This window comes from Aminobacter ciceronei, assembly GCF_014138625.1.
Taxonomy (GTDB): Bacteria; Pseudomonadota; Alphaproteobacteria; order Rhizobiales; family Rhizobiaceae; genus Aminobacter; species Aminobacter ciceronei.
Genome location: NZ_JACJHY010000003.1, coordinates 132,001 through 156,955 on the forward strand (window position 1 = coordinate 132,001; position 24,955 = coordinate 156,955).

At 63.4% G+C, this 24,955-nt stretch carries 24 protein-coding genes; 17 read left to right on the forward strand and 7 right to left on the reverse strand.

Going from position 1 to position 24,955, the window contains the following annotated elements; translation table 11 throughout:
* Nucleotides 1-56 precede the first annotated feature (56 nt).
* The 5 genes from HNQ95_RS04575 to HNQ95_RS04595 are packed head-to-tail and all read left to right on the forward strand — an operon-like array spanning nucleotide 57 to nucleotide 3,874.
* Nucleotides 57-728: an amino acid ABC transporter permease gene (locus HNQ95_RS04575; protein WP_067954822.1), complete on the forward strand. Its 672-nt coding sequence runs from the start codon at nucleotides 57-59 to the stop codon at nucleotides 726-728.
* Nucleotides 728-1,399 (forward strand): amino acid ABC transporter permease, encoded by a 672-nt coding sequence (locus HNQ95_RS04580; RefSeq protein WP_154384578.1) that lies wholly within the window; start codon nucleotides 728-730, stop codon nucleotides 1,397-1,399. The genes HNQ95_RS04575 and HNQ95_RS04580 overlap by 1 nt, the downstream gene beginning before the upstream one ends.
* Nucleotides 1,400-2,131, forward strand: a complete 732-nt coding sequence (locus HNQ95_RS04585) for an amino acid ABC transporter ATP-binding protein (RefSeq protein WP_067954817.1) — start codon at nucleotides 1,400-1,402, stop codon at nucleotides 2,129-2,131. It begins immediately after the preceding gene.
* Between the two features lies 1 nt (nucleotide 2,132).
* The gene (locus HNQ95_RS04590; protein WP_182573579.1) at nucleotides 2,133-3,056 is read left to right on the forward strand and encodes an isoaspartyl peptidase/L-asparaginase; all 924 of its coding nucleotides are present in this window, start codon (nucleotides 2,133-2,135) and stop codon (nucleotides 3,054-3,056) included.
* Between the two features lie 20 nt (nucleotides 3,057-3,076).
* Nucleotides 3,077-3,874 (forward strand): transporter substrate-binding domain-containing protein, encoded by a 798-nt coding sequence (locus HNQ95_RS04595; protein ID WP_154384579.1) that lies wholly within the window; start codon nucleotides 3,077-3,079, stop codon nucleotides 3,872-3,874.
* Between the two features lie 47 nt (nucleotides 3,875-3,921).
* Here the strand turns inward: HNQ95_RS04595 and HNQ95_RS04600 are convergent, their stop codons facing one another.
* Complete coding sequence (locus HNQ95_RS04600) at nucleotides 3,922-4,920, reverse strand: LacI family DNA-binding transcriptional regulator (RefSeq protein WP_154384580.1); 999 nt, start codon at nucleotides 4,918-4,920, stop codon at nucleotides 3,922-3,924.
* Between the two features lie 84 nt (nucleotides 4,921-5,004).
* Here HNQ95_RS04600 and HNQ95_RS04605 point away from each other — a divergent pair, with 84 nt between their 5' ends.
* Nucleotides 5,005-5,919, forward strand: coding sequence for an ROK family protein (locus tag HNQ95_RS04605; protein WP_154384581.1), 915 nt, complete (start codon nucleotides 5,005-5,007; stop codon nucleotides 5,917-5,919).
* Nucleotides 5,912-6,637, forward strand: a complete 726-nt coding sequence (locus HNQ95_RS04610) for a copper homeostasis protein CutC (RefSeq protein WP_154384582.1) — start codon at nucleotides 5,912-5,914, stop codon at nucleotides 6,635-6,637. The genes HNQ95_RS04605 and HNQ95_RS04610 overlap by 8 nt, the downstream gene beginning before the upstream one ends.
* A 7-nt stretch (nucleotides 6,638-6,644) precedes the next feature.
* On the opposite strand, the gene HNQ95_RS04615 is transcribed toward HNQ95_RS04610, so the two are convergent.
* The 3 genes from HNQ95_RS04615 to HNQ95_RS04625 are packed head-to-tail and all read right to left on the reverse strand — an operon-like array spanning nucleotide 6,645 to nucleotide 11,499.
* Nucleotides 6,645-8,201 (reverse strand): SpoVR family protein, encoded by a 1,557-nt coding sequence (locus HNQ95_RS04615; protein WP_067954801.1) that lies wholly within the window; start codon nucleotides 8,199-8,201, stop codon nucleotides 6,645-6,647.
* A gap of 9 nt (nucleotides 8,202-8,210) precedes the next feature.
* Nucleotides 8,211-9,527: a YeaH/YhbH family protein gene (locus HNQ95_RS04620; protein WP_067954800.1), complete on the reverse strand. Its 1,317-nt coding sequence runs from the start codon at nucleotides 9,525-9,527 to the stop codon at nucleotides 8,211-8,213.
* 22 nt (nucleotides 9,528-9,549) lie between these two features.
* Nucleotides 9,550-11,499: a PrkA family serine protein kinase gene (locus HNQ95_RS04625; RefSeq protein ID WP_067954797.1), complete on the reverse strand. Its 1,950-nt coding sequence runs from the start codon at nucleotides 11,497-11,499 to the stop codon at nucleotides 9,550-9,552.
* Nucleotides 11,500-11,902: 403 nt separating this feature from the next.
* Here HNQ95_RS04625 and HNQ95_RS04630 point away from each other — a divergent pair, with 403 nt between their 5' ends.
* From HNQ95_RS04630 to HNQ95_RS04675, 10 genes are all read left to right on the forward strand, one after another.
* Complete coding sequence (locus HNQ95_RS04630; protein ID WP_067965774.1) at nucleotides 11,903-12,340, forward strand: OsmC family protein; 438 nt, start codon at nucleotides 11,903-11,905, stop codon at nucleotides 12,338-12,340.
* 135 nt (nucleotides 12,341-12,475) lie between these two features.
* The gene (locus HNQ95_RS04635) at nucleotides 12,476-13,426 is read left to right on the forward strand and encodes a sugar-binding transcriptional regulator (protein ID WP_154384583.1); all 951 of its coding nucleotides are present in this window, start codon (nucleotides 12,476-12,478) and stop codon (nucleotides 13,424-13,426) included.
* A 200-nt stretch (nucleotides 13,427-13,626) separates the two neighbouring features.
* Nucleotides 13,627-14,937, forward strand: a complete 1,311-nt coding sequence (locus HNQ95_RS04640) for an ABC transporter substrate-binding protein (protein WP_154384584.1) — start codon at nucleotides 13,627-13,629, stop codon at nucleotides 14,935-14,937.
* 93 nt (nucleotides 14,938-15,030) lie between these two features.
* Nucleotides 15,031-15,903, forward strand: coding sequence for a carbohydrate ABC transporter permease (locus tag HNQ95_RS04645; RefSeq protein ID WP_154384585.1), 873 nt, complete (start codon nucleotides 15,031-15,033; stop codon nucleotides 15,901-15,903).
* Nucleotides 15,904-15,913: 10 nt separating this feature from the next.
* The gene (locus tag HNQ95_RS04650) at nucleotides 15,914-16,738 is read left to right on the forward strand and encodes a carbohydrate ABC transporter permease (RefSeq protein ID WP_154384586.1); all 825 of its coding nucleotides are present in this window, start codon (nucleotides 15,914-15,916) and stop codon (nucleotides 16,736-16,738) included.
* Nucleotides 16,739-16,759: 21 nt separating this feature from the next.
* Nucleotides 16,760-17,758, forward strand: a complete 999-nt coding sequence (locus tag HNQ95_RS04655) for an ABC transporter ATP-binding protein (protein WP_154384587.1) — start codon at nucleotides 16,760-16,762, stop codon at nucleotides 17,756-17,758.
* The gene (locus HNQ95_RS04660) at nucleotides 17,755-18,531 is read left to right on the forward strand and encodes an L-iditol 2-dehydrogenase (RefSeq protein ID WP_182573578.1); all 777 of its coding nucleotides are present in this window, start codon (nucleotides 17,755-17,757) and stop codon (nucleotides 18,529-18,531) included. Before HNQ95_RS04655 ends, HNQ95_RS04660 begins: the two co-directional genes overlap by 4 nt.
* A 178-nt stretch (nucleotides 18,532-18,709) precedes the next feature.
* Nucleotides 18,710-20,188 (forward strand): mannitol dehydrogenase family protein, encoded by a 1,479-nt coding sequence (locus HNQ95_RS04665; protein WP_182573577.1) that lies wholly within the window; start codon nucleotides 18,710-18,712, stop codon nucleotides 20,186-20,188.
* A gap of 157 nt (nucleotides 20,189-20,345) precedes the next feature.
* Entirely contained in the window at nucleotides 20,346-21,917 is a 1,572-nt protein-coding gene (locus HNQ95_RS04670; RefSeq protein ID WP_210283713.1) for an FGGY-family carbohydrate kinase, read from the forward strand.
* On the forward strand, nucleotides 21,904-22,518 hold the full coding sequence (locus HNQ95_RS04675) for an isochorismatase family protein (RefSeq protein ID WP_182573576.1): 615 nt from the start codon (nucleotides 21,904-21,906) through the stop codon (nucleotides 22,516-22,518). The genes HNQ95_RS04670 and HNQ95_RS04675 overlap by 14 nt, the downstream gene beginning before the upstream one ends.
* A 12-nt stretch (nucleotides 22,519-22,530) precedes the next feature.
* Here HNQ95_RS04675 and HNQ95_RS04680 read toward each other — a convergent pair whose 3' ends face one another.
* The 3 genes from HNQ95_RS04680 to groL form a co-directional block, all read right to left on the reverse strand.
* The gene (locus tag HNQ95_RS04680; RefSeq protein WP_182573575.1) at nucleotides 22,531-22,695 is read right to left on the reverse strand and encodes a hypothetical protein; all 165 of its coding nucleotides are present in this window, start codon (nucleotides 22,693-22,695) and stop codon (nucleotides 22,531-22,533) included.
* A 165-nt stretch (nucleotides 22,696-22,860) separates the two neighbouring features.
* A complete protein-coding gene (locus HNQ95_RS04685; protein WP_115729565.1) occupies nucleotides 22,861-23,253 on the reverse strand; it encodes a hypothetical protein in 393 nt (130 codons plus the stop codon).
* Between the two features lie 70 nt (nucleotides 23,254-23,323).
* Nucleotides 23,324-24,949 (reverse strand): chaperonin GroEL, encoded by a 1,626-nt coding sequence (groL, locus tag HNQ95_RS04690; RefSeq protein ID WP_154384591.1) that lies wholly within the window; start codon nucleotides 24,947-24,949, stop codon nucleotides 23,324-23,326.
* Between the last annotated feature and the right edge of the window lie 6 nt (nucleotides 24,950-24,955).

Sequence of the window (24,955 nt, forward strand, 5' to 3'; positions counted from 1 at the left end):
CATCGCTTCGGCCGTTTTGCAGAATGAAACCGGTTTCACTTTTGGGAACGTGCCGCTTGAAGTTCGACCTGTCGATCCTTGCCAAGCATATCCCCTTCCTGTTGGAAGGGGCGTGGCTGACGTTGCAGGCCTGCACGCTTGCCGTCGTCGGCTCGCTGGCGCTGGGTCTTGTCGTTGGCGCGATGCGCACCTCGGCGTCGCCGCTGCTCAACCGGGTGGCTGCGGTCTATATCGACATTTTCCGCAACATCCCGTTCATCGTGCAGCTGTTCTTCTTCTATTTCGGCCTGCCCGAGATCGGCATCTACATCGACGCCTTCACCACCGGCGTCGTCGCGCTGTCGATCGCCGGCGGCGCCTTCACCTCTGACGTCATTCGCTCGGGCATCCTGGCAATCGACCCGGGCGTCATCGAGGCAGCGCAGGTCAGCGGTCTGAGGAAGATCACAATCTTCCGCAAGATCATTCTGCCGATTGCCCTGCGCGCCTCGGTGAGACCTTTGGGCTCGGTCTTCATCAACCTGATCCTGACCTCGTCGATCCTGTCGACGATCACGCTCAACGAACTGACCGGCTCCGCCAAGATCGTCGCATCGAACACCTTCCGTCCGTTCGAGGTCTATTTTGTCCTGCTCGTCGCCTACGCCGCGCTGACCTATGCCGTTTCGATCCTGATCGGCATGCTGCACCGCTACCTCAACCGTCACCAGGAAGAGGGAGCCGTCTGATGCGCTACGGGGATTTCACGCCGTTCGACATCATTCTGCTGCTGCAGGGTCTTGGCGTTTCGCTGGCCTTGTTCGTCTCGACCACGCTGATCGGCCTCGTCATCGGCACCGCATGGGCGGTGGTCCGCTTCTACCGCGTGCCGGTGCTGATGCAACTCGTCACCTTCGTCGCCGAACTGCTCAAGAATTCGCCTGTCCTGGTGCAACTGTTCCTGGTGTTCTTTGGCCTGCCGGCGTTCCTCAAGATCAACGTCACGCCGACTGAAGCCGCCGTCATCACGCTCTCGGGCAACAGTGCCGCCTTCATCTACGTCATCGCCGTTTCGGCCATCGAGTCGGTCGGTCGCGACCAGATCGAGGCCGCGCGGGTCTTCGGCCTGACGCGTTGGCAGATCCTGCGCCGGGTGATCGCGCCGCAGGCGACAGCCTTCGCCATCGGGCCGCTGACCGGCCTTCTGGTCAACCAGTTGCAAGTCACCTCGCTGATCTCGGTCATCGGCGTGATGGATCTGACCAAGGTCGGCAACATTCTCAACCTGCGCACGCTGAAGCCGTTCATCGTCTGGACCGCCGTAGGCCTGGTCTATTACCTCACCGCCAAGCTGGTGACCTATGCCGGCGCGCGCTTCGAGAAGCGGCTTCGCGCCCATACCGCCTGGAAGGGTCTGTAAATGATCAGCATCACCGGCCTGCGCAAATCCTTCGGCGCCGCCACTGTCCTCAACGGCATCGACCTCGAGATCCGCCAAGGCGAGGTCGTCTCGGTGCTCGGCTCGTCCGGCTCGGGCAAGTCGACGCTGATCCGCTGCATCAACGGCCTGGAGAAGATCGACGCCGGCAAGATCACTGTCGACAATTTTGACGTCTCCAAGCCGCGCGAGCTTGCCGAGGCGCGCAAGCGTTCGGGTACCGTGTTCCAGCTGTTCAATCTTTATCCGCACATGACTGCAGTGCAGAACGTGGCACTTGCCCCGGTCGAGGTGCTGAAGGTGCCGCGCAAGCAGGCCGAGGCAGAGGCGCGCGAGCTGTTGAATTCAGTCGGGCTTTCCGAGCGTGCCGACGCCTATCCTTCCCAACTGTCAGGCGGCCAGCGTCAGCGCGTCGGCATCTGCCGGGCGCTGGCGATGAAGCCGAGCTATCTTCTGCTCGACGAGGTCACCAGCGCGCTCGACCCCGAGATGACGTCGGAGGTGCTGTCGATCCTGGCCAATCTCGCCAAGGGCGGCACGACGATGGTCTTCGTCACCCACGAGATCGAGTTTGCGCGCTCCATTTCGTCGCGCATTGCTTTCCTCGACAAGGGCCAGCTCATCGCCGACCTGCCGACCGAAGATTTCTTCTCCGCCACGGGCATGGCCCTGCCGCGCGTGGCCCAGTTCCTCTCCAAGATGCGTAAAGACTGAAATGATCCTGCTTGCCAATTCCGAGGCCTGGCCCGGCTTCTCCAAGAGCGTCGAACTTCTGAAGGCTGGCCGCCACGGCATCGATGCCATGGTTGCCGGCATCAGCGAGGTCGAGCGCGAGGTCAAGGTCCGTTCGGTCGGCTTCGGCGGCTGGCCGAACATGCTCGGCCGCATGGAGTTCGACGCCGGCGTCATGGACGGCACGACGCGCGAAGTGGGCTCGGTCGGTGCGGTGCCCGATACCATCCCGGTGGCAGCGCTCGCCCATGAGGTGATGAAGAGGCTGCCGCACGTCATGCTGACCGGCGACGGCGCCCGCCGCTTCGCCACCGAGATCGGCTTCGGCGTCGACGAAACGCTCTACGAAGACAGCAAGCGTGTCTGGTGGCAGCGGCTCGAAAAGGAACTGTCGCCGGAGGAGCTGGCGAAGTTCCCCGACATCGCGCTCGCGCCGCTCAGCCGCACCATCACCGACCCCGAACGGGTACGCGACACCACAGTATTCCTGTCCAAGGACAGCCTTGGCGGGCTCAATGTCGTGACCTCGACGTCGGGCTGGGCGTGGAAATATCCCGGCCGTCTCGGCGACTCGCCGATCCCAGGCGCCGGCTTCTACGCCGACAGCCGTTTCGGCGCCGCCGCTTGCACCCATACCGGCGAGATGACCATGCGCTGCGGCACCGCGCGCACCATCGTGCTCGCCATGCGCCTCGGTCATTCGCTGGAGCAGGCCATAGCCCTTGCCATCGACGAGCTGCGCGAGCTGAAGGACGGCTTCTTGGCCGGCGTCGTCATCCACGCGCTCGACGCCAAGGGCAACCACAAGGTTGTCAGCCTGAATTGCGAAGAGCAGATCAAATACTGGTTCTGGGACACCGATTTGCCCGAACCGGAACATCGCTTCGCCGAACCGTTCATATCCTAACAACCCGAGGGAGAGGGAATATGAAGAACCTGATCACGAAACTCGCCGGCATGGCCCTGGCCGTGGGCCTTGCGGCCACCGGTGCTGCCCAGGCCGGCAAGATCGACGAGATCCGCGAGCGCGGCACCGTGCGCATCGGCGTGTCGCTTGGCGGCGAGCCGATCGGCTTCCGCGACGCCCAGAACAACCCGGTCGGCTATGACGTCGACGTTGCCACCCAGCTCGCCGAGAAGCTCGGCGTGCCGGTCGAATTCGTGGACGTGTCGGGCGACGCCCGCATCTCGATGCTGGTGTCGGGCCAGATCGACATCGCGGTTGCCAACACCTCGGCGACGCTCGAGCGCGCCAAATCGGTGGATTTCTCGATCCCTTACAACCGCGCCGGCCTGCGCATCATCGTCCAGAAGGACGCCGGCATCACCTCGCTGGAAGGCCTCGCCGGTAAGAAGATCGTCGTCGGCCGCGGCTCGACCGGCGAGACCTTCATCAAGAAGGCAGCACCTGAGGCCGAGCTCGTTTATACCGACAACTTCTCGCCTGAAGGCGTGCTGCTGCTGCAGCAGAAGCGGGTCGACGCGGCCATCGAGGACTCCTCGCTGCTCGACTATCTCGCCACCAAGAACGAGAACCTGGTGACGCTACCGGGCCTGCACTCCAACGACCCGATCGGCATCGCTGTCGCTAAGGGCGACGAGGGCTTCGTCCGCTGGATCGACATGTTCGTCTCCGACTATATCCAGAGCGGCGCTTATGAGACGAACTACAAGAAGTGGTGGGGCGAAACAGCCAACCCGCCGGCACTGACCCCGCTCTGGTAAGACAGGGCTGAGGCAGCGGGCAGGCGGGAAGCCTGCCCGTTTTGCATTCAGGACGTTGCCCTTGCCACGAAGAAGGTCGGCACCGTCACCTCGGCATGGCCGTTGCCAAACTGCTCCGGCGTCGCCAGGAAGCGCAGGATTTCGCCGACATAGGTCTTTTTGTCATAACCGATCGACGAGATCGGGTAGGCCTCGAAATCGGTCAGCGACAGATTGTCGAAGCCATAGAGGCGGAAGCGCTCTGGCCTGTTGCCGGGAAAGGCATCGCGGTGGACGTCCATGATGCCCATGGCCATCGCATCCGAGGTGCAGAACACCGCGTCGGTCGTTGGCCATTCAGGCGACAGCGCGACGTGGCGGCCGCTCTGGTAGGAGTAGTCACCGCGCAGTTCGGCAACCAGCCTTATGCCGCGCTTGGCCATCTCGGCCTTGTAGTTGGCGATGCGCTGCTGCTCGACCGGTGAGGACACGCGGCCGGTCACAAGCGCTGCGGTGGCAACGCCCTTGCTGGCGGCGTCGGCGACAGCTCCGGCAATGCCGGTCGCTTCATCGGGCACGACTGAAGGCGACGAGCCGTCATGCATGCCGTTGAGCATCAGAACGTCGTCGCTGCGGAACATCTTGCGTACGCTTTCGGCGTCGGCGAAGTCGGAAAACACCAGTGCGGCATCGACATGATAGGCAACGCCGTTGCGCAGGAACTCCTCGATGCGCTCGACCGAGCCGACGCGCAGGAAGATCACCTGCTTGCCGATCGACTGGATGTCGCTGATCAGCAGGTCGAACAGGTCGAGGTCGGAGAAGTCGTGGATGTGGTTGACGATGACGGCAATCAGGTTGACCGTCTTGGTGGTCAGGCTGCGGGCCAGAAGATTGGGCTTGAAGCCGAGCTTGTCTGCTGCTTCAAGCACACGCGCGCGCTTGTCGGCGGAGACGGGACGGCTTTCGCTCGACAGCGCCCGCGAGGCGATCGCGCGCGACACGCCAGCCAGCTCGGCGACATCGGCGATGGTCGGCGACGTTCGTCGTTTGCGCGTACTGTCCATAAGTGCCTTTGCGAGTTTTGGTCTTGAAATTCGGGCGCCGTGGCCAGACGTCCCGCAGCATTCATCCATCCGGGAACTGATTTCATGCTTACCTGCTTCGACATTGGCGGTTCAACGATAAAAAGCGCGCGTGCGCGCTCGCCCGGCGAAATCGAGATCATCGACCGGGTGAAGACACCGCTCGACGACTTCACGGCTTTCGCCGCCGTCATTGCCGAACGCGTGGCGCTGGATCGCGGCACAACACGGGGCGTTGCCATTTCGATCGCCGGCGTCGTCGACCCGGCCTCCGGCAGCCTGAAATGCGCCAACATCCCTTGCGTCGACGGCCGCATCATCGCCGCCGATCTCGAGGCTGAGATCGGCCTGCCGGTGTGGATCGCCAACGATGCTGACTGTTTTGCCATGGCGGAAGCGACTGAAGGGGCAGGGCGCGGCCATCGCAATGTCTTCGGCATCATCCTTGGAACCGGCGTCGGCGGCGGCCTGGTCATCGACGGGCGCTTGGTCACCGGTGCTGGCGGTTACGCCGGCGAATGGGGCCACGGCCAGGCGCTTGCCACAAGGGTCGGCACGCCGCCAGTCGACATCCCGCATTTCACCTGCGGCTGCGGCCAGGTCGGCTGCGTCGACACCATCGGCGGGGCGCGCGGGGTCGAGAAGCTGCATCATTTCCTGTGCGGTGACGCGCTGTCGAGCACCGAGGTCATCGACCGCTGGCGCGAAGGGGAGCCGAAGGCGCGCCGCACCATGGGCATTTATCTCGAGCTCGTCGGCGTTCCGCTGGCGCTGACCATGAACATCATCGGCTCGTCCATCGTTCCCGTTGGTGGCGGCCTGTCCAACGTGCCCGAGCTGATCGAGGCGCTCGACAACCAGGTGCGCAGCCGCACGCTGCGGCGTGCGCAAGGCCCGCTGGTGGTCAAGGCCGCCTTGACCACCGAACCGGGCCTCATCGGCGCCGCAGCCGTCGGTTTCCAGGAGCTCGCCAATGTCTGAGAAAATCCGTCTCGAAGTCTGCGTCGACAGCCCGCAAAGCCTGGCTGCGGCGATTGAAGGCGGTGCCGACCGCATCGAATTGTGCGCGGCGCTCGAAACCGGCGGCCTCACGCCGTCGCCCGGCCTGATGGCGCTTGCCGCCCAGGCGCCGATCCCGGTCTATGCAATGATCCGCACCCGCCCCGGTGCCTTCGTCTTTGACGATGCGGATGTTGCTACCTTGCTGGCCGACATCGACGCGGTGCGTGCCGCCGGGCTGGCGGGTGTCGTGCTCGGCGCCAACAGGCCGGACGGTTCGCTGGACCACGAGTTACTTGCGCGCCTGGCCGGCCAGGCCAAGGGGCTCGGCATGACGCTGCATCGCGCCTTCGACCTTGCCGGGCCTGACTTCAGCGAGGCGGTCGAGCTCGCCGTCGCTCTCGGTTTCGAGCGCATCCTGACCTCGGGCGGCGAAACCACGGCATTGAAGGGGCTCGACGCGCTGGCTAGGTGCTTCGACCATGCGCAAGGCCGCATCGTCATCATGCCGGGATCCGGCGTCAATCTCGACACTGTCGGCGCGATCAAGGCGCGGCTGCCGCTGCGCGAAATCCACTCGTCCTGCTCGTTGGCATCAGACGCACCCGCCGACAAGGCGCTGGAACTCGGCTTTGTCGCGCTCCGGCCAAAGCACACCGACACAGGCGTCGTGCGCAGGATGAAGGCGGCACTGGCGTAGGGTGGGCTCAGGCCTTCTCGCCCAGTTCTTTGGACGAGACCTCGTAGAGTACCTTGTCAGTCTGGGCGTCGACACCGACAAGGCTGACCTCATGGCCCCAGAGCCGCTGGATGTAGCGTATCGTCTCGTTGCGCGTTTCCTCGACCAGCGTCGCGCCATTGTGCACGGTGTGCTTGATGCGCAGCTTGCGGTCGCCCTTGAGGTCGGCATCCACTGCCTGGATGTCGGGCTGGGTCATGCCGACATCGTAGCTGTTGGCGAGGCTCGAACGCACGCGTTCGTAACCGCGCTCGTCGTGAATCGCCATCACCTCGTAATAGGGGTCCGATGATTCTTCCTGCAGCGAAAACAGCCGCATGTCGCGGATCAGCGCCGGGCTCAGGAACTGCCGGATGAAGGATTCGTCGCGGTGCGTGGCCCAGGCGTCGAGCAGTGTGCCGCACCAGTCGCCATTGCCGGCGAAGTCGGGGAACCAGTCGCGGTCTTCCGCCGTCGGTTCGGTGCAGATGCGCTGGATGTCGCGCATCATGTTGAAGCCCAGCGTATAGGGATTGAGCCCACCGTAGCGCGGGTCGTCGAAATGCGGCTGGAACACGACGTTGGAATGGTTCTGCAGCACCTCCAGCATGGTGCCTTCGCTGATCTGGCCCTTGTCATAGAGGCTGTTCATGATTGTGTAGTGGACAAAGGTGGCGCAGCCCTCGTTCATCACCTTGGTTTGCCGCTGCGGGTAGAAATACTGCGCGATGACCCGGACGATGCGCAGGATCTCGCGTTGCCAGGGCTTGAGCACGGGGCTGTTTTTCTCCAGGAAGTAGAGCAGGTTCTCCTCGGGATACTCGATCGCCGACTGCCGTTCCGACATGTCGGTCTGGACCTCGCGCGGGGCTTCTGCCTCGGCCGCTTGCGGCAGGGTGCGCCACAGGTCGCTGAAGGTGCGCTCTTCGTGCTCCAGCCGCTCTCGAATGCGTGCCCGCTCGCGCTCGACCGACAGGCGCGGACGGCGGCGGTAGCGGAACACTGCCTGCGGCATCAGCGCGTGCGCTGCATCCAGCACGGCCTCGACGGCAGCCGGGCTGTAGCGTTCCTCGCAACGCGCGATGAAGCTCTTGGCAAACTCCATATAAGGGAGGATTGCGCCAGCGTCGGTCCATTGCTGGAACAGGTAATTGTTCTTGAAGAAGTGATTATGGCCGAACGACGCATGCGCGATGACCAGCGTCTGCAGCGCCATGGTGTTTTCTTCCATGAGATAGGTGATGCAGGGATTGGAGTTGATCACCAGCTCATAGGCGAGTCCCATCCGCCCCTTGCGATAAAGGTTGGACTCGTGGACGAAATGTTTGCCGAAGGACCAGTGCTGGTACATCAGCGGCATGCCGATCGAAGAATAGGCGTCCAGCATCTGCTCGGACGAGATCACCTCGATCTGGTTGGGGTAGAAGTCGAGGCGAAGCTCGTTGACCGCGATCTCGCGGATCGCGTCATAGGCGCGCGACAGGTCGTCAAAGTTCCAGTCGGAACTGGTGAACAGCAGCGGCAACTGTTTCGAACGTTTTTCCAACTTGCATCCTCATCCGCGTTTGGCCGGGGCTGGCGCCTTGGCGAACAACTCGTGAAAGACGGGATAGATGTCGGACGGCTTGGCAATGCGTGTCATCTCGAAGTTCGGCCATTCGGCGCTGACTTCGCGGTAGGCATTCCACAATGACGTGCCGTTGTCGGCGTGGCGGAACATCTCGCTTTCGCGCTCGTCGATGATCTCGACATAGGCGTAGTACTGGCAGAGCCGCATCAGCGTGCTGTCGAGCATCGACACGCACTTTTCTGAATCGTTGGGGATGTTGTCGCCGTCGGATGCCTGGGCGGCGTAGATGTTCCACTCCTTGGCCGGATAGCGCTCACGGATGACGCGCAGCATCTCGTCGAGGGCGGTGGAAACGACGGTGCCGCCGCTCTGGGTGCTGTAGAAAAAGGTGTCCTCGTCGACCTCCGATGCCTCATGGGTGTGGCGGATGAAGACGATGTCGGTCTTGGCGTAACGCCGCTTGAGAAACAGGTGCAGCAAGACAAAGAAGCGCTTGGCGAGGTCCTTCTCGCGCTCGCCCATCGAGCCGGAGACATCCATCAGGCAGAACATGACGGCATTGGCATTGGGCACCGGCTGCGGCTCGAACCGGTTGAAGCGGATGTCGATGGGGTCGATGTAGGGGATCAGCTTTCGCCGCCGCGCGAGTGTTGCAAGCTCCTCGCGCAAGGCCGCGATGCGTTGCAGAATGGCGGCGCTTGGCCGCCTCTCACCCTCCAGCTTGGCGAGCTCCGCCGCGACCGCGTCGATCTCGGCCTGCCGCGGCCGCCGCAGCGCGATGCGCCGGCCGAAGCTGTTGAACATGGTGCGCCCGACACTGATGCTCGTCGGGTTGCCGCTCATCGTGAAACCTGCCCGGCGCGGCCGGAACGTCACCACTTCCTTGAGGTTGAGCTTGACCAAGTCGGGCAGTTCGAGGTCCTCGAAGAACAGGTCGAGCACTTCCTCACGCGACAGCACGAAATTGAAATCGTCCTCGCCGTCGCCCGAGGACGATGGGTCCGACCCCTTGCCGCCGCCGGCGGCCGGGCGCGGGATGCGGTCGCCGGTGCCAAACGTCTTGTTGCCGGGAAGGACCTCCTCTCGGCGGCCCGAATGTGGTGCGCGTTGAAAGGTCGGCTCCCCGATCCCCTTGCGCGGGATCGGGATGACCTGGTCTTCCCCCACCGCGTCGATCTTTCCGGACCTGACCCGCTCGTTGATCGCCCGTTTCAACTCGTCCCGGGCGCGCCTCAGAAAACGCTGCCTGTTGCCAAGGCTCTTGTCCTTGGGATTGAGGCGCCGATCGATAAAGTTCGGCATTTCGGTCCCCGCTCGCTCCCGGTCAGCCTGCCTTGTTGACCCGCATGTACCAATCGACGAGGCGCCGCACCTGGCGCTGCGTGTAGCCGCGTTCGGTCATGCGTTCGACGAATTCAGCATGCTGCTTCTCGGTGGTGCTGTCGCGCTTGGCGCCGAAGCTGATCACCGGCAGAAGGTCCTCGACCTGGCCGAACATCCGCTTTTCGATCACCTCGCGCAGCTTCTCGTAGCTCGTCCAGGACGGGTTGCGACCATTGTTCTTGGCCCGTGCCCTCAGCGTGAACTTCACCACCTCGTTGCGGAAGTCCTTGGGGTTGGCGATGCCGGCCGGCTTCTCGATCTGCGACAGCTCGGAATCGAGGATGCCGCGGTTGAGGATCTGGCCGGTGTCGGGGTCCTTGTAGTCCTGGTCCTCGATCCAGGCATCGGCATAGGCGATATAGCGGTCGAACAGGTTCTGGCCGTATTCGCTGTAGGATTCGAGATAAGCCTTCTGGATCTCGTGGCCGATGAACTCGGCATAACGTGTCGCGATCTCCGACTTGATGAAATCCAGGTAAGAGGACTCAATCTCGCCCGGGAACTGCTCGCGCTTGATCGCCTGTTCGAGCACATACATCAGATGCACCGGGTCGGCGGCGATCTCCTTGGTGTCGTAGTTGAACGTCTCCGACAGCACCTTGAAGGCAAAGCGCGTGCTGACGCCGTTCATGCCTTCGTCGACGCCGGCGGCGTCGCGATACTCCTGCATCGACTTCGCCTTGGGATCGACGTCCTTCAGGTTCTCGCCGTCATAGACACGCATCTTGGTATAGAGCGGCGAGTTCTCATGTTCGGCGAGCCGTGTCGAAACGGTGAAGCGGCTCAAAATGTCGAGCACTTCGGGTGCGCATGGATTGCTCACCAGTTCGCTCTCGCGCAGCAGCTTTTCGTAGATCTGGCGCTCTTCGGTGACGCGCAGGCAATAGGGCACCTTGACCACCAGGATGCGGTCGAGGAAGGCCTCGTTGTTCCTGTTGCTCTTGAATTGCAGCCATTCGGACTCGTTGGAGTGCGCCAGCACGATGCCCTGGTAGGGGAAGGCGCCGAAGCTTTCGGTGCCGTTGTAGTTGCCTTCCTGGGTCGCGGTCAGGAGCGGATGCAGAACCTTGATCGGCGCCTTGAACATCTCGACGAATTCGAGAAGCCCTTGCGTCGTCCGGTTGAGGCCGCCGCTGTAGGAGTAGGCGTCGGGATCGGCCTGGCTGAAATTCTCGAGCTTGCGGATGTCGACCTTGCCGACAAGCGCCGACACGTCCTGGTTGTTCTCGTCGCCGGGCTCGGTCTTGGCGATGCAGATCTGCCGCAGCCTGGACGGCATCAGCTTGACGACGGAGAACTTGGAGACGTCGCCGCCGATTTCTTCGAGCCGCTTGGCGGCCCATGGCGAAATCAGGCCGGTCAGCCGGCGTCGGGCGATGCCGTATTTGTCCTCGAGAAGGCCGGCCATGCGTTCGGGATGGAACAGGCCGAGAGGTGATTCGAATATCGGGCTGAGCTGGCCGTTGACCTTGAGCGTGTAGATCGGCCGCTCCTCCATCAGCTTCTTCAGCCGCTCCGCGAGCGACGACTTGCCGCCGCCGACCGGGCCGAGCAGATAGAGAATCTGCTTGCGCTCCTCGAGCCCTTGGGCGGCATAGCGGAAGTAGCCGACGATGCGCTCGATCGTGTCTTCCATGCCGTAGAACTCGGCAAACGCCGGATAAACCTTGATTGTTCGGTTCGCGAAGATGCGGCCCATGCGCGGGTCGGCACTGGTGTCGATCAACGTCGGCGCGCCGATCGCGTCGACCATTCTTTCGGCTGCCGTGGCGTACATGGAAGGCTGGTCGCGGCAGGCGAGAAGATATTGCTGGAGGCTCATCTCCTCGGTCGTCTGACTGCTGTAGATTTCCGAGAAGAGATTGAAGACGTCGTTTTCACGTGTTTGCATGGCACCCTCACAATGCCGAAGACGGTGGGAGTGTAACACCACTTCGACCTTTTGCCTTCCTCTCAACTTCCCTGAACAGGCAAAGTTCCGCACAGAATGTCGTGATCGAAGATTTAGTTTGCATGCGTCGAATTGTGGCGCGGCGCGGGCTTCGATCTGCCTCGGTCAACGCCGGATTCCACGGGCACTCGACAGGGCTTTCGTCTCAACTTTCGGCTGCACGCGACGCAGCCTCTCGAACACACGGTCGCTCGGCAGGACAAGTTTCGGATCGTCGTCCGCGACGATTTTTCCGGCTCAAAAGGCCTCCCACTCATGGCCAAGTACTCGACGCTCCGGCCGGCATCCGGCTATGAACGTTGACCGCAGTCGCGGAACGTTTTTGCAGGGAAGGATCGCCGTCATGAAGGCACGCATCAAATGGGTTGAGGATCGCACCTTCGTCGGTCAGTCGGGCAGCGGGCACAAGATCGTGCTCGGGACCTCCAAGGAACCGGGTGGCGAGACGCCTGGTCCGAGCCCGATGGAGCTGATGCTGATCGGCGCCGGCGGCTGCTCGGCCTATGACGTCGTCCACATCCTGGAAAAGGGCCGCGAGGCGATCGAGGACTGCTCCGTCGAACTCGATGCCGACCGCGCCGACACCGACCCCAAAGTGTTCACCCGCATCCACATGCATTTCGTCGTCAAGGGTCGTGGCCTTGCGCCGGCCAAGGTCGAGCGCGCGGTCAACCTGTCGATCGAGAAATACTGCTCGGCTTCGGCGATGCTCGCCAAGTCCGCCGTCATCACCCATGACTTCGAGGTCGTCGACACCTCCGCGCCGGCCAGCGCCGACTGACCCGCGCCGACTGGGAGTGGCCGTGGCTGCCGCGTTCTGTCCAGAATCGATGCCGAGCAAATGCGCGATTTCAGGGCAATTGCGCATTTCCGAAAACCCTGCGAAACTGCCTCGTCAGATGAAGAGGCGTGACGCATGAGTTCCCGGAGCGAAAACCCAAGGCTCGACGAGGCAGCCCGCGCCGGCTGGCTCTATTATGTCGCCGGCAACACCCAGGACCAGATCGCAACCAAGCTCGGCGTCTCGCGCCAGACCGCGCAACGGCTGGTGTCGCTCGCCATGTCGGAAGGCCTGATCAAGGTTCGGGTCGACCATCCGATCGCCAACTGCCTCGATCTTGCCGCCAAGCTTCGCTCGCGCTTCGCGCTCGACCTCGTCGAGGTCACGCCAAGCGATCCGGATTCGTCGTCGACGACCATCGGCATCGCGCAGGCCGCGGCCGCCGAGATCGAGAAGTGGCTGCGTTCGCCCGAGCCGATCGTGATGGCGATCGGCACCGGCCGCACGCTGAAGGCTGCGATCGAGCAACTGCCGCCGATGGAGTGTCCGCAGCACAAGGTGGTGTCTTTGACCGGCAACATCTCGCCGGACGGTTCGGCCGCCTTCTACAACGTCATCTTCACCATGGCCGACACCATCAAGGCGCGCAGCTTTCCCATGCCTTTGCCGGCGATCGCCTCGTCTTCCGACGAGCGTCGCATGCTGCATGGCCAGCCACTTATCCAGCCGACGCTGGCGCTTGCCGCCCAGGCCGACGTCACCTTCGTCGGCGTCGGCGACATGGGCCCACAGGCGCCGCTCTATGAAGACGGCTTCATCACCGAGGCCGAGCTCAAGGCGCTGCAGAAGGCCGGCGCCGTCGGCGAGATCGTCGGTTGGGCCTTCGACCGCGACGGCAAGCTGATCGAAGGCATCACCAACGATCGCGTCGCCTCGGCACCGCTGCCGTCGCGCGAGCGCTCGCTGGTGGTGGCGCTGGCCATGGGCGAGCGCAAGCTGCCAGGCATCCTCGCCGCCATCACCCGCCGCCTCGTCAACGGACTGATCACCGACGAGCGCACCGCGGCGGCACTGCTCGCCGGCTAGCACCGTCCTTTTCCGAATTGCCCGGTGCCGCGCTTCAGTGCGCCGTCTTACGCCATTTCCCGGCATTCTTTCCTGCGCGTCGCCCGCCGGACTGGCGGTTGCACTGTCATGTCCAGATTCCCGCTTGACATAAATCACATCAGATGAATAATTGCCCACAGCCAAGGCAAATGCTCACTTTGGCTTTTGGGAGGAATTCGATGAAACTGAACACGCTCTTCCTGGGCCTGTGCGGAGCGAGCGCGCTTGCGTTTGCCGCTCATGCCGAGACCATCACCATCGCCACTGTCAACAATGGCGACATGGTCCGCATGCAGAAGCTGACGGACGACTTCACCGCCAAAAATCCCGACATCCAGCTCGAATGGGTCACGCTCGAAGAGAACGTGCTGCGCGAGCGCGTCACCACCGACATCGCCACCAAGGGCGGCCAGTATGATGTGATGACCATCGGCACCTACGAGGTTCCGATCTGGGCCAAGCAGCAGTGGCTCTTGCCGCTCGACAACCTTGGTGCCGACTACGACGCCGCAGACATCATCCCGGCCATCGCCGGTGGCCTTTCGGCTGATGGCAAGCTCTACGCCGCGCCCTTCTATGGCGAGAGCTCGTTCGTCATGTACCGCAAGGATCTGATGGAGAAGGCAGGGCTGACCATGCCCGACGCGCCGACCTGGGATTTCATCGCCGACGCGGCGCGCAAGATGACCGACCGCGCCGCCGACATCAACGGCATCTGCCTGCGCGGCAAGGCTGGCTGGGGCGAGAACATGGCCTTCCTGACCGCCATGTCCAACTCGTTCGGCGCGCGCTGGTTCGATGAGAAATGGCAGCCGCAGTTCGACCAGCCCGAATGGAAGAAAACACTGCAGTTCTATGTCGACCTGATGAAGGACGCCGGCCCGTCCGGTGCCTCCTCCAACGGCTTCAACGAGAACCTGGCGCTGTTCCAGCAGGGCAAGTGCGGCATGTGGATCGATGCCACCGTCGCTGCCTCCTTCGTCTCCAATCCGAAGGATTCGACGGTCGCCGACAAGGTCGGCTATGCGCTTGCTCCCGACACCGGTCTCGGCAAGCGCGGCAACTGGCTGTGGGCATGGTCGCTCGGCATTCCGGCCGGCACGCAAAAGGCCGAGGCGGCGCAGAAGTTCGTCTCATGGGCGACCGGCAAGGGCTATCTCGACCTCGTCGCCTCGAAGGAAGGTTGGGCCAACGTTCCGCCCGGCACGCGCACCTCGCTCTACAACAACCCCGAGTACCAGAAGGCCGCGCCCTTCGCCAAGATGACGCTCGACTCGATCAACTCGGCCGATCCGACCAAGCCCACCGTCAAGCCGGTGCCTTATGTCGGCGTCCAGTTCGTCGCCATTCCCGAGTTCCAGGGGCTGGGCACGACGGTCGGCCAGTTGTTCTCGGCGGCACTCGCCGGCCAGTCGAGCGTCGATGACGCGCTTGCCGGTGCACAGACCGCAGCGGTCCGTGAGATGACCCGCGCCGGTTACATCAAATAGGCAGATCCTCCCTGCCTGGCCGTCCGGTCTCCCAGTTCGGACGGCCCCTTTCGGTGACCTGAAACATCATCTGTCCGAACCGGGGTGATCGCCATGGCTACTCGACAGACCAGTTCGCTGGCGCGCCTGATGATGGCGCCTTCGGTGATCCTCCTTTTCATCTGGATGATCGTGCCGCTGGCGATGACCCTGTGGTTCTCGTTCCAGAACTATAATCTGCTCAATCCGGCCAATGTCAGCTTTGCCGGCCTGTTCAACTACAAGTTCTTCTACACCGATCCGGCCTTCTTCCAATCGATCTGGAACACGCTGGTGCTGGTGGTCGGGGTGTTGTTGATCACCGTCGTTGGCGGCATCGCGCTGGCGCTTTTGCTCGACCAGCCGATGTTCGGCCAGGGCATCGTCCGCATCCTCGTGATCTCGCCTTTCTTCGTCATGCCGCCGGTGGCCGCACTGGTGTGGAAGAACATGATCATGCATCCGGGCTATGGCGTGTTCGCCGACATCGCCAAGTTCTTCGGCGCCCAGCCTGTCGACTGGTTTGCGCAGTACCCACTGTTTTCGATCATCATCATCGTCGCCTGGCAATGGCTGCCATTCGCGACGCTGATCCTGTTGACGGCGCTGCAATCGCTCGACGGCGAGCAGAAGGAAGCCGCCGAGATGGACGGCGCCGGCTTCGTCAGCCGCTTCATCTATCTGACGATCCCGCACATCTCGCGCGCCATAACGGTCGTCATCCTGATCCAGACGATCTTCCTGCTCGGCGTCTACGCCGAGATTCTTGTCACCACCAATGGCGGCCCGGGCTACGCCTCAACCAACCTGCCATTCTTGATCTACCGCACGGCACTGCTCGGCTACGACGTCGGCGGCGCTTCGGCCGGCGGCATCATCGCAGTCATCCTTGCCAACATCGTCGCCTTCTTCCTGATGCGCGCCGTCGGCAAGAACCTGGACAAGTGAGGAGGAGACGATGGCACGCGCAGTTTCGACACGTCGCAAGATCGGCTTCACCGTTGCAGCCTGGGTGGTTGCCCTGCTGATCTTCTTCCCGATCCTCTACACCATCATCACCAGCTTCAAGTCGGAGACCGAGGCGATCGCCGGCTTCAGCCTGGTGCCTTCGGGCACGCTGGAGAGCTACGCCGAGGTTCAGGCGCAGAGCAACTATTTCAAGTTCTTCCTGAACTCGGTGGTCATCGCTGTCGGCTCGACGATCCTGGCGTTGCTGATCGCCATTCCGGCCGCCTGGTCGATGGCGTTTTCGCCGACCAAGCGGACCAAGGACATCCTGATGTGGATGCTCTCCACCAAGATGATGCCGGCTGTCGCCGTGCTGGTGCCGATCTACCTGATCTTCCGCGACGCCAACCTGCTCGACACCCGCATCGGGCTGACGGTCATGCTCATGCTGATCAACCTGCCGATCGTGGTGTGGATGCTCTACACCTACTTCCGCGAAATCCCCGGCGAGATTCTTGAAGCCGCACGCATGGACGGCGCCACCCTATGGGGCGAAATCGTCCATGTGCTGACGCCGATGGCGGTGCCCGGCATCGCCTCGACCATGCTGCTCAACATCATCCTGGCGTGGAACGAGGCCTTCTGGACGATCCGCCTGACAACCACCAACGCAGCACCGCTGACCGCCTTCATCGCTTCGTTCTCCAGTCCACAGGGGCTTTTCTGGGCGAAACTGTCGGCGGCATCGACGCTCGCCATCGCACCGATCCTGATCATGGGCTGGTTCTCCCAGCGCCAGCTCGTCCGCGGCCTGACATTCGGCGCCGTGAAGTAGTCGACCCCGCGGGAGGAAACCATGGGAAACATCACCCTCAAGAAAGTGTCGAAGTCATTCGGCGCAACGACAATCATCCCGGAGATCGATCTCCAGATCGAAGACGGCGAATTCGTCGTTTTCGTCGGGCCATCGGGCTGCGGCAAGTCGACCTTGCTCCGGCTGATCGCAGGATTGGAGGACACGTCAGGCGGCAGCATCAGCATCGATGGGCGCGATGTTACCGGCGAGGCGCCGGCCAAGCGCCGGCTGGCGATGGTGTTCCAGTCCTACGCGCTCTATCCGCATATGACCGTCTACAAGAACATCGCCTTCCCGCTGAAAATGGCGGGCGAGGACGCAGCCGTCATCGACAAGAAGGTCAAGGACGCGGCGCGTGTGCTGAACCTGACCAACTATCTCGAGCGCCGTCCCGGCCAGCTCTCGGGCGGCCAGCGCCAGCGCGTCGCCATCGGCCGCGCCATCGTGCGCCAACCCTCGGCCTTCCTGTTCGACGAGCCTCTGTCCAATCTTGACGCCGCGTTGCGCGGCACGATGCGGCTGGAGATCAGCGAGCTGCACCACCAGCTCAAGACGACGATGATCTACGTCACCCACGACCAGGTCGAGGCCATGACCATGGCCGACAAGATCGTGGTGCTGAACGCCGGCAACATCGAGCAGGTCGGCTCGCCGATGGAACTCTACAAGACGCCGAAGAACCTGTTCGTCGCCGGCTTCATCGGTTCGCCCAAGATGAACCTGATCAACGGCACCGCCGCCGCCAAGCATGGCGCGACGACGATCGGCGTGCGACCCGAGCATCTGGGCATCTCGACCACATCAGGCGAGTGGAAGGCGACAGTCGGCGTCGCCGAACATCTCGGCTCCGACACGTTCCTGCATGTCCAGGCAGGCGACGTCGGCACGCTCACGGTACGGGCCGATGGCGAGCTTGGCGTGCGCCATGGCGAAACTGTCTACCTGACACCGAGCCCGAACAAGATCCACCGTTTCGGCGCCGACGGGAGGGCCATGTGAGCGGTCGTCTCGAGGGCAAGTCGGCGCTCATCACAGGGGCCGCGCGCGGTATAGGCAGGGTGTTTGCCGAGGCGTACATCCGCGAGGGGGCTAGGGTCGCCATTGGCGACATCAATCTCGACGCGGCGATGAAGACGGCAGCCGAAGTCGGCCCGTCGGCCTATGCCGTCAGCCTTGACGTCACCAACCAGAGCTCGATCGAGGCGGCGATCAAGGTCGTCGAGCAGAAGACCGGCGGGCTCGACATACTGGTCAACAACGCCGCGCTGTTCGATCTCGGCCCGATCGTCGAGATTTCCAGGGCGAGTTACGACCGGCTGTTTTCGGTCAACGTCGCCGGCACCTTGTTCACCTTGCAGGCCGCCGCCCGCTCGATGATCGCACGGGGTAAGGGCGGCAAGATCATCAACATGGCGAGCCAGGCCGGGCGTCGTGGCGAAGCGCTCGTCGCCGTCTATTGCGCCACCAAGGCGGCTGTCATCAGCCTGACCCAGTCGGCCGGGCTCGACCTGATCAAGCATGGCATCAACGTCAATGCCATCGCCCCCGGCGTGGTCGACGGCGAGCATTGGGAGCATGTCGACGAGCTGTTCGCCCGTTACGAGAACCGGCCCCGCGGCGAGAAGAAGCGCCTCGTCGGCGAGGCCGTTCCCTTTGGCCGCATGGGCACCGCCGAAGACCTCGTCGGCATGGCGATCTTCCTCGCCGGAGCCGAGAGCCAATATGTCGTCGCCCAGACCTACAACGTCGATGGCGGCAACTGGATGAGTTGAAATGTCCTTCTCCCTTGGGGAGACGGTGGCCGAGTGGGGCGAGGTCGGATGGGGTGTTCCAGTGTGACGCTCCGTCCAGCAACCCTCATCCGTCTCGGCACTGCGCGCCGATCCACCTTTTCCCGCAAGGGGAGAAGGTGTCGCGAAAGTCGGCGCCTAAACAGGAAAGCGTCGAACCATGACCGTGAAGCTCTCCCTCGCCACACTGCCGGATTTGCCTGCCAAGGTCGCGCGCCCGACTTACGACCGCGCCTCGCTGAAGGCCGGTATCGTCCATTTCGGCGTCGGCAACTTCCATCGCTCGCACCAGGCGATCTATCTCGACGAGCTGTTCAACACCGGCCTCGGACATGACTGGGCGATCGTCGGCGCGGGCGTGTTCGAGGGCGAGAAGGCCGGACAAGCGAAGCTCGCCGGGCAGGACTGGCTGACATCAGTCGTCGAGCAGGACAGCGGCCATATGAGCGCCCGCGTCACCTCGGTCATGGTCGATTTCCTGACCCCCGGCGATGCTGCGGCCGTCATCGAACGTCTCGCCGACCCGGCGATCCGCATCGTCTCGCTGACCATCACCGAGGGCGGCTATTTCATCGATCCGGCGTCGGGCATCTTCAACCCGACCCATCCCGATATCGTCGCCGACGCGCAGAACGTCGCGGCGCCCCGGACCGTCTTCGGCATCATCCTCGCCGGCCTCCGGCGTCGTCGCCAGGACGGGGTCGTGCCATTCACCGTGATGTCCTGCGACAACATTCCCCACAATGGCCGGGTCACGGCCGATGCGGTGATCGGCCTGGCGCGGCTCGCGGACGAAACCTTCGCCGACTGGATCCGCGATAACGTCGCTTTTCCGAACTCGATGGTCGACCGCATCACGCCCGCCACCACCGATCGCGAGCGCGGCATTCTCGCCAGCGACTTCGGCGTCGAGGACAGCTGGCCGGTGTTCTGCGAGCCGTTCAAGCAATGGGTGATGGAAGACCATTTCACTGACGGCCGTCCGGCGCTGGAAAAGGTCGGCGTCCAGTTCGTCCATGACGTCGCTCCGTTCGAGCTGATGAAGATCCGCATCCTCAATGGCGGCCACGCCACGATCGCCTATCCCGCCGGGTTGATGGACATTCATTTCGTCCACGAGGCGATGGAAAATCCGCTGGTGCGCGCCTTCCTGGCCAAGCTGGAGCGCGAGGAGATCATGCCCACGGTGCCGCCGGTACCCGGCGTGGTGCTGGAGGAGTATTGCCAGCTCATCGAGCGCCGGTTTTCCAATCCCAAGATCGGCGACACCGTCCGCCGCCTCTGTCTCGACGGTTCCAACCGGCAGCCGAAATTCATCATCCCGACCATATCGGATCGCCTGAAGGCGGGCGCTGGCATATCGGGGCTGGCGCTCGAATCGGCACTCTGGTGCCGCTATTGCTTCGGGGTGACCGATTCCGGTGCCATCATCGAACCCAATGACCCGAGTTGGGACCGCCTGCAACGAACAGCGCAGGCGGCGAAGAATGCGCCTGCGACCTGGCTTGCGATGGAGGACATCTATGGCGATGTCGGCAAATCCGCAGCCTTCGCGGCTGCCTTTGGCGACAGCCTCGACATGCTCTGGCAGTTGGGCACGCAGGAGACATTGACGCGCTATCTCGGCGATCGCCTCTGAACCAAATCCGGGGCGTCGCTGACCGCTGGAATTGGCCATGGCGCGCATATAGACTGCGCGTCATGGTGTTGATCTCCACGTCCTTGCCTCATCTGAACTCGCCGCCGGAAGGCTCTGGCTGTCGCGCGGTCGCGCCGTTCGGGGCGTCGTCGTTCTGATGGCGGCCTATCTATGTGCGGTCGATGTCGGTACCGGCAGCGCGCGCGCCGGCATCTTCGATGCCGCAGGCAAGCTGCTCGGGCGCGCTGAACATCCCATCGTCATGAACCGCTCGCCATCGGGCCATTGCGAGCATGACTCCGAGCAGATCTGGTCGGCTGTCTGCGACGCTGTGCACGGAGCCCGCAAGGCTGCCAGCGTCGACCCGGCTGAAATTGTCGGTATCAGCTTCGATGCGACATGCTCGACGGTGTTCCGGGGCAGGGCGGGCGAGCAGGTTGGTATTTCGAGCAATGGCGAGCAGCGTTGGGACACCATCGTCTGGCTCGATCATCGCGCACTGGCCGAGGCCGACGAATGCACCGAGACCCGCCATGACGTGCTCGGTTATGCCGGTGGGGTGATGTCGCCGGAGATGGCGACGCCCAAGCTGATGTGGGTCAAGCGTCACTTGCCGCAGAGCTGGGCGCGAACCGGGCAGCTTTTCGACCTTGCCGATTTTCTCAGCCACAAGGCCTCAGGCTCGTTCGCCCGCTCGCAATGCACGCTGACCGCCAAATGGACCTATCTGGCCCACGAACGTGAGGCCTGGCGTCACGATTTCTTTGCGGCGGTCGGCCTCGCCGACATCTTCGAGCATGCCGCTCTGCCCGAGCGCGCCAGCCCGGTCGGCGCCGACCTCGGTCCGCTCACGCCTATCGCCGCCGCGGCGCTCGGCCTGACCACGGCCTGCCGCGTCGGTGCGGGCATGATCGACGCCTTTGCCGGCGCCATAGGCGTCATCGGCGGCCTGTCCGGTATCGAGCGCCATCTCGCGCTGATTGCCGGCACCTCGAGTTGTGTCATGGCGATGTCGCCCGAGCCGCGCGCCTTTGCCGGTGTCTGGGGGCCGTATTTCGGCGCCGCCTTGCCCGGCCTGTGGCTGAGCGAAGGCGGCCAGTCGGCGACGGGTGCGCTGCTCGACCACGTCATTCGCTGGCACGGCGCTGGCGGCGAACCCGACGCAGCGCTGCACCGGCGCATCACCGAGCGCATCATGGACCTGCGTGCCATCGAGGGCCTCGACCTCGCCGGTCGCCTTCATGTGCAGCCCGACTTCCACGGCAACCGCTCGCCGCTGGCCGATCCGCACGCCCTTGGCGTGATCAGCGGGCTGACGCTCGATTCATCCTTCGACAGCTTGTGTCGGCTCTACTGGCGTACCGCGGTCGCCATCGCGCTCGGCCTGCGCCATGTGCTCGACGCGCTCAATGCCAATGGCTACGGCATCGACACGCTGCACGTCACCGGCGGCCACACCCGCAATCCGCTGCTGATGGAACTCTATGCCGACGCCACCGGCTGCACCGTCGTCGAGCCGCTGGGCGGGGATGCAGTGCTGCTGGGAACGGCGATGGCGGCAGCTGCCGCGGCCGGGCTCTATCCAAGTCTCACCGGGGCTTGTACGGCGATGCGCCAGGAAGGCCGCGCGCGCCGGCCCACCCCCTGGGCGAAGCAACGTTTCGACCGTGATTACCGGGTGTTCCTCGAAATGCACCGCCAGCGCAAGGCGCTCGATGACATCGCATGAGGGATCGGTGCAGGCAATTCCAGAAACTGACGTAGACGAAGCTCCCACCGCCCAAGCGCTGATCGTTGTCGACGTCCAGAGCGCTTTCGTGTCGGGCACGGACGCGGTGCCGGGACATAAGCGGCTTCTGTCTGCGGTGGCGACGTTGCTCGAGAATGCGCGGGCGTCGGGCGTGGCCGTCATCTTCATCCAGAACGACGGTCCGGCAGGCGCCGTCGACGAGCCACACACGCCTGGCTGGCAACTGCATTTCACACCCCGGCCCGGCGAGCACGTCGTGCGCAAGGAACTCGACGATGCCTTCGATGGCACCAGCTTGAACGACCTGCTGTCGGTCTCCGGCATCGAGACCATCGCCTTCTGTGGCATGCTGTCGGAGATGTGCCTTGCGGCGACGGCGCGAACAGCGATGGCGCTCGGCTATGGCGTGATCCTGCCGCATGACGGCCATGCCACCTACGACGTGCCGCCTGGCCCTGGCGGCTCTGAGGGCGTTCCTGCGCATCTCGCCGCGCGGGCAGCGGAATGGTCGCTGGGCGACGAGGTGACGATCGTGGCTTCGGCGGGCGACGTCAAATTTGCCCGCCACCAAGCGGGCTAACTGCCCCGCTATTCATTCCGTTTGGTCGTCTTCCGCAGTTTGCCGTTCGCGCCGCCTGGTGTCATCGTCAGACTTCTTGTGTTGCGCGGCTGCCGTCTTGCGGATGAAATCAAACCGGTTTTCTTCGGCATCTGCGAGCTTCGGCGGCGTGCCGGTCTTGCTTGAAAACTTGATCATGGGCGAAATCCTATTCTGCTGAAGCCGAGGAACCCGCCGGGACATGTCCTGGCGGCGGCGGCACTAGTCTTTCGGGAAGAAAATCAGGCTGAGTTTGACAACTGGCAGTGCGCGAACTGTCCGCGCCGGTGTCTCCGGCGCGGACGTAGGAAGATACGCCAGATATCAGGCTGCGAGCGCGGTGGCGCAGCCGATGGAGGCGCGGCGGTCGGGAGAGGTTTCGCCCGGCATGGTGGCCCAGCCGCCGGTCTCGACAAACTTCTGCCTGTCATAACCGACCGACTTGGCCTTCAGTTCGACCAGCTTTGCCGCTGCGTCGGGTGCCGCATTGAACCGCTCGACGCAGATGGTCGAGGCGAGCTGACCGCGCGCCACGTCGCCGGCCGTCTGTGCAAGTGTCTGCGAAGTGCCGCCGGTGACCCAGCCGCCCCAGCTGAAGCCGACGATCATCGTGGCGACGGCGGTGCCGACGCATGTCCAGACAAGCGTTGATTTGGACGGCTGGTAGCTTTCCCAACGTGCGGCGAGGGACTGCTTCTGGTTGCTCTGCATAGCCATGGAAACGTTCCTTGTTGATGGTGGGAAGTCACCATCCAGCCGTGTCGCGGCCAGATGGTTCAGGTGTCGCTTAGTAACCCATGCCGGCTGGGCTGCCGCCGTTGGAGGCTTCCTTCGCCGGACTGTCGGCGATCATGGCTTCGGCGGTGATCAGCAGGGCGGCGACCGAGCCGGCATCCTGCAGGGCCGTGCGAACGACCTTGGCGGGATCGACGATGCCGGCCTTGATCATGTCGACATAGGCTTCTGTCTGCGCATTGAAGCCCAGATTGGCATCCTTGCTTTCCATCAGCTTGCCGACGACGACGGAGCCTTCGACGCCGGCGTTGTCGGCGATCTGCCGGATCGGCGCCTCGAGCGCCTTCAGCACGATCGAAATGCCGGCGGTGACGTCGGCGTTCGCTCCGGTGAGCGTCTCAAGCGCTGCCTTGGCCCGCAGCAGGGCCACGCCGCCACCGGCGACGATGCCTTCTTCGACGGCAGCACGCGTGGCGTTCAGCGCATCATCGATGCGATCCTTCTTTTCCTTGACCTCGGTTTCGGTCGCTCCGCCGACGCGGATGACGGCGACCCCACCAGCGAGCTTCGCCAGGCGTTCCTGCAGCTTCTCCTTGTCGTAGTCGGAGGTGCTTTCCTCGATCTGCATCTTCAGCTGTGCGATCCGGGCTGCAATACCGTCCTTGCCGCCGGAGCCGTCGATGATGGTTGTCGTGTCCTTGTCGATGAGCACGCGCTTGGCCCGGCCGAGCATCTCGATGGTGACGTTCTCGAGCTTGATGCCGAGATCCTCCGAGATCATCTGGCCGGCGGTCAGGACAGCAATGTCTTCCAGCATCGACTTGCGGCGATCGCCGAAGCCAGGTGCCTTGACGGCGGCGACCTTCAGGCCGCCACGCAGCTTGTTGACGACGAGCGTGGCCAAGGCCTCGCCTTCGACGTCTTCGGAGATGATGAGCAGCGGCCTGCCGCTCTGCACCACCGCTTCGAGGATTGGCAGCAGGGCCTGCAGATTGCCGAGTTTCTTCTCGTGGATGAGGATGTAGGGGTCTTCCAGTTCGGCACGCATCTTGTCGGCATTGGTGACGAAGTAGGGGCTGAGGTAACCGCGGTCGAACTGCATGCCTTCGACGACGTCGAGTTCTGTCTCGGCGGTCTTTGCTTCCTCTACGGTGATGACGCCCTCATTGCCGACCTTGTCCATGGCCTTGGCGATCATAGCGCCGACAGAGGTATCGCCATTGGCGGCGATGGTGCCGACCTGGGCGATCTCGTCCGAAGACTTGACCTTCTTGGCGCGCGCATGGATGTCCTTGACCACGGCAGCCACGGCAAGATCGATGCCGCGCTTGAGGTCCATCGGGTTCATGCCGGCGGCCACCAGCTTGGCGCCTTCGCGGAGGATGGATGCAGCCAGCACGGTTGCCGTCGTTGTGCCATCACCGGCGAGGTCGTTGGTCTTCGAGGCCACTTCCCGCACCATCTGCGCGCCCATGTTCTCGAACTTGTCGGATAGCTCAATCTCCTTGGCGACGGTGACGCCGTCCTTGGTGATGCGCGGCGCGCCATAAGCGCGGTCGATGATGACGTTGCGGCCTTTAGGGCCGAGCGTCACCTTGACGGCGTTGTTGAGCAGCTCGACGCCACGCAACATGCGGTCGCGGGCATCGGTCGAGAATTTGATTTCCTTGGCAGGCATGATTTT

What these genes read in the sequence shown, in the direction of transcription:
- HNQ95_RS04630 (WP_067965774.1), top strand. Translation starts at nt 11,903, where the DNA reads ATGAAGGCACGCATCAAATGGGTTGAGGATCGCACCTTCGTCGGTCAG.
- HNQ95_RS04605 (WP_154384581.1), top strand. Translation starts at nt 5,005, where the DNA reads ATGCTTACCTGCTTCGACATTGGCGGTTCAACGATAAAAAGCGCGCGT.
- HNQ95_RS04655 (WP_154384587.1), top strand. Translation starts at nt 16,760, where the DNA reads ATGGGAAACATCACCCTCAAGAAAGTGTCGAAGTCATTCGGCGCAACG.
- HNQ95_RS04670 (WP_210283713.1), top strand. Translation starts at nt 20,346, where the DNA reads ATGGCGGCCTATCTATGTGCGGTCGATGTCGGTACCGGCAGCGCGCGC.
- HNQ95_RS04680 (WP_182573575.1), bottom strand. Translation starts at nt 22,695, where the DNA reads ATGATCAAGTTTTCAAGCAAGACCGGCACGCCGCCGAAGCTCGCAGAT.
- HNQ95_RS04610 (WP_154384582.1), top strand. Translation starts at nt 5,912, where the DNA reads ATGTCTGAGAAAATCCGTCTCGAAGTCTGCGTCGACAGCCCGCAAAGC.
- HNQ95_RS04620 (WP_067954800.1), bottom strand. Translation starts at nt 9,527, where the DNA reads ATGCCGAACTTTATCGATCGGCGCCTCAATCCCAAGGACAAGAGCCTT.
- HNQ95_RS04580 (WP_154384578.1), top strand. Translation starts at nt 728, where the DNA reads ATGCGCTACGGGGATTTCACGCCGTTCGACATCATTCTGCTGCTGCAG.
- HNQ95_RS04665 (WP_182573577.1), top strand. Translation starts at nt 18,710, where the DNA reads ATGACCGTGAAGCTCTCCCTCGCCACACTGCCGGATTTGCCTGCCAAG.
- groL (WP_154384591.1), bottom strand. Translation starts at nt 24,949, where the DNA reads ATGCCTGCCAAGGAAATCAAATTCTCGACCGATGCCCGCGACCGCATG.
- HNQ95_RS04645 (WP_154384585.1), top strand. Translation starts at nt 15,031, where the DNA reads ATGGCTACTCGACAGACCAGTTCGCTGGCGCGCCTGATGATGGCGCCT.
- HNQ95_RS04585 (WP_067954817.1), top strand. Translation starts at nt 1,400, where the DNA reads ATGATCAGCATCACCGGCCTGCGCAAATCCTTCGGCGCCGCCACTGTC.
- HNQ95_RS04640 (WP_154384584.1), top strand. Translation starts at nt 13,627, where the DNA reads ATGAAACTGAACACGCTCTTCCTGGGCCTGTGCGGAGCGAGCGCGCTT.
- HNQ95_RS04675 (WP_182573576.1), top strand. Translation starts at nt 21,904, where the DNA reads ATGACATCGCATGAGGGATCGGTGCAGGCAATTCCAGAAACTGACGTA.
- HNQ95_RS04650 (WP_154384586.1), top strand. Translation starts at nt 15,914, where the DNA reads ATGGCACGCGCAGTTTCGACACGTCGCAAGATCGGCTTCACCGTTGCA.
- HNQ95_RS04595 (WP_154384579.1), top strand. Translation starts at nt 3,077, where the DNA reads ATGAAGAACCTGATCACGAAACTCGCCGGCATGGCCCTGGCCGTGGGC.
- HNQ95_RS04590 (WP_182573579.1), top strand. Translation starts at nt 2,133, where the DNA reads ATGATCCTGCTTGCCAATTCCGAGGCCTGGCCCGGCTTCTCCAAGAGC.
- HNQ95_RS04635 (WP_154384583.1), top strand. Translation starts at nt 12,476, where the DNA reads ATGAGTTCCCGGAGCGAAAACCCAAGGCTCGACGAGGCAGCCCGCGCC.
- HNQ95_RS04625 (WP_067954797.1), bottom strand. Translation starts at nt 11,499, where the DNA reads ATGCAAACACGTGAAAACGACGTCTTCAATCTCTTCTCGGAAATCTAC.
- HNQ95_RS04600 (WP_154384580.1), bottom strand. Translation starts at nt 4,920, where the DNA reads ATGGACAGTACGCGCAAACGACGAACGTCGCCGACCATCGCCGATGTC.
- HNQ95_RS04685 (WP_115729565.1), bottom strand. Translation starts at nt 23,253, where the DNA reads ATGGCTATGCAGAGCAACCAGAAGCAGTCCCTCGCCGCACGTTGGGAA.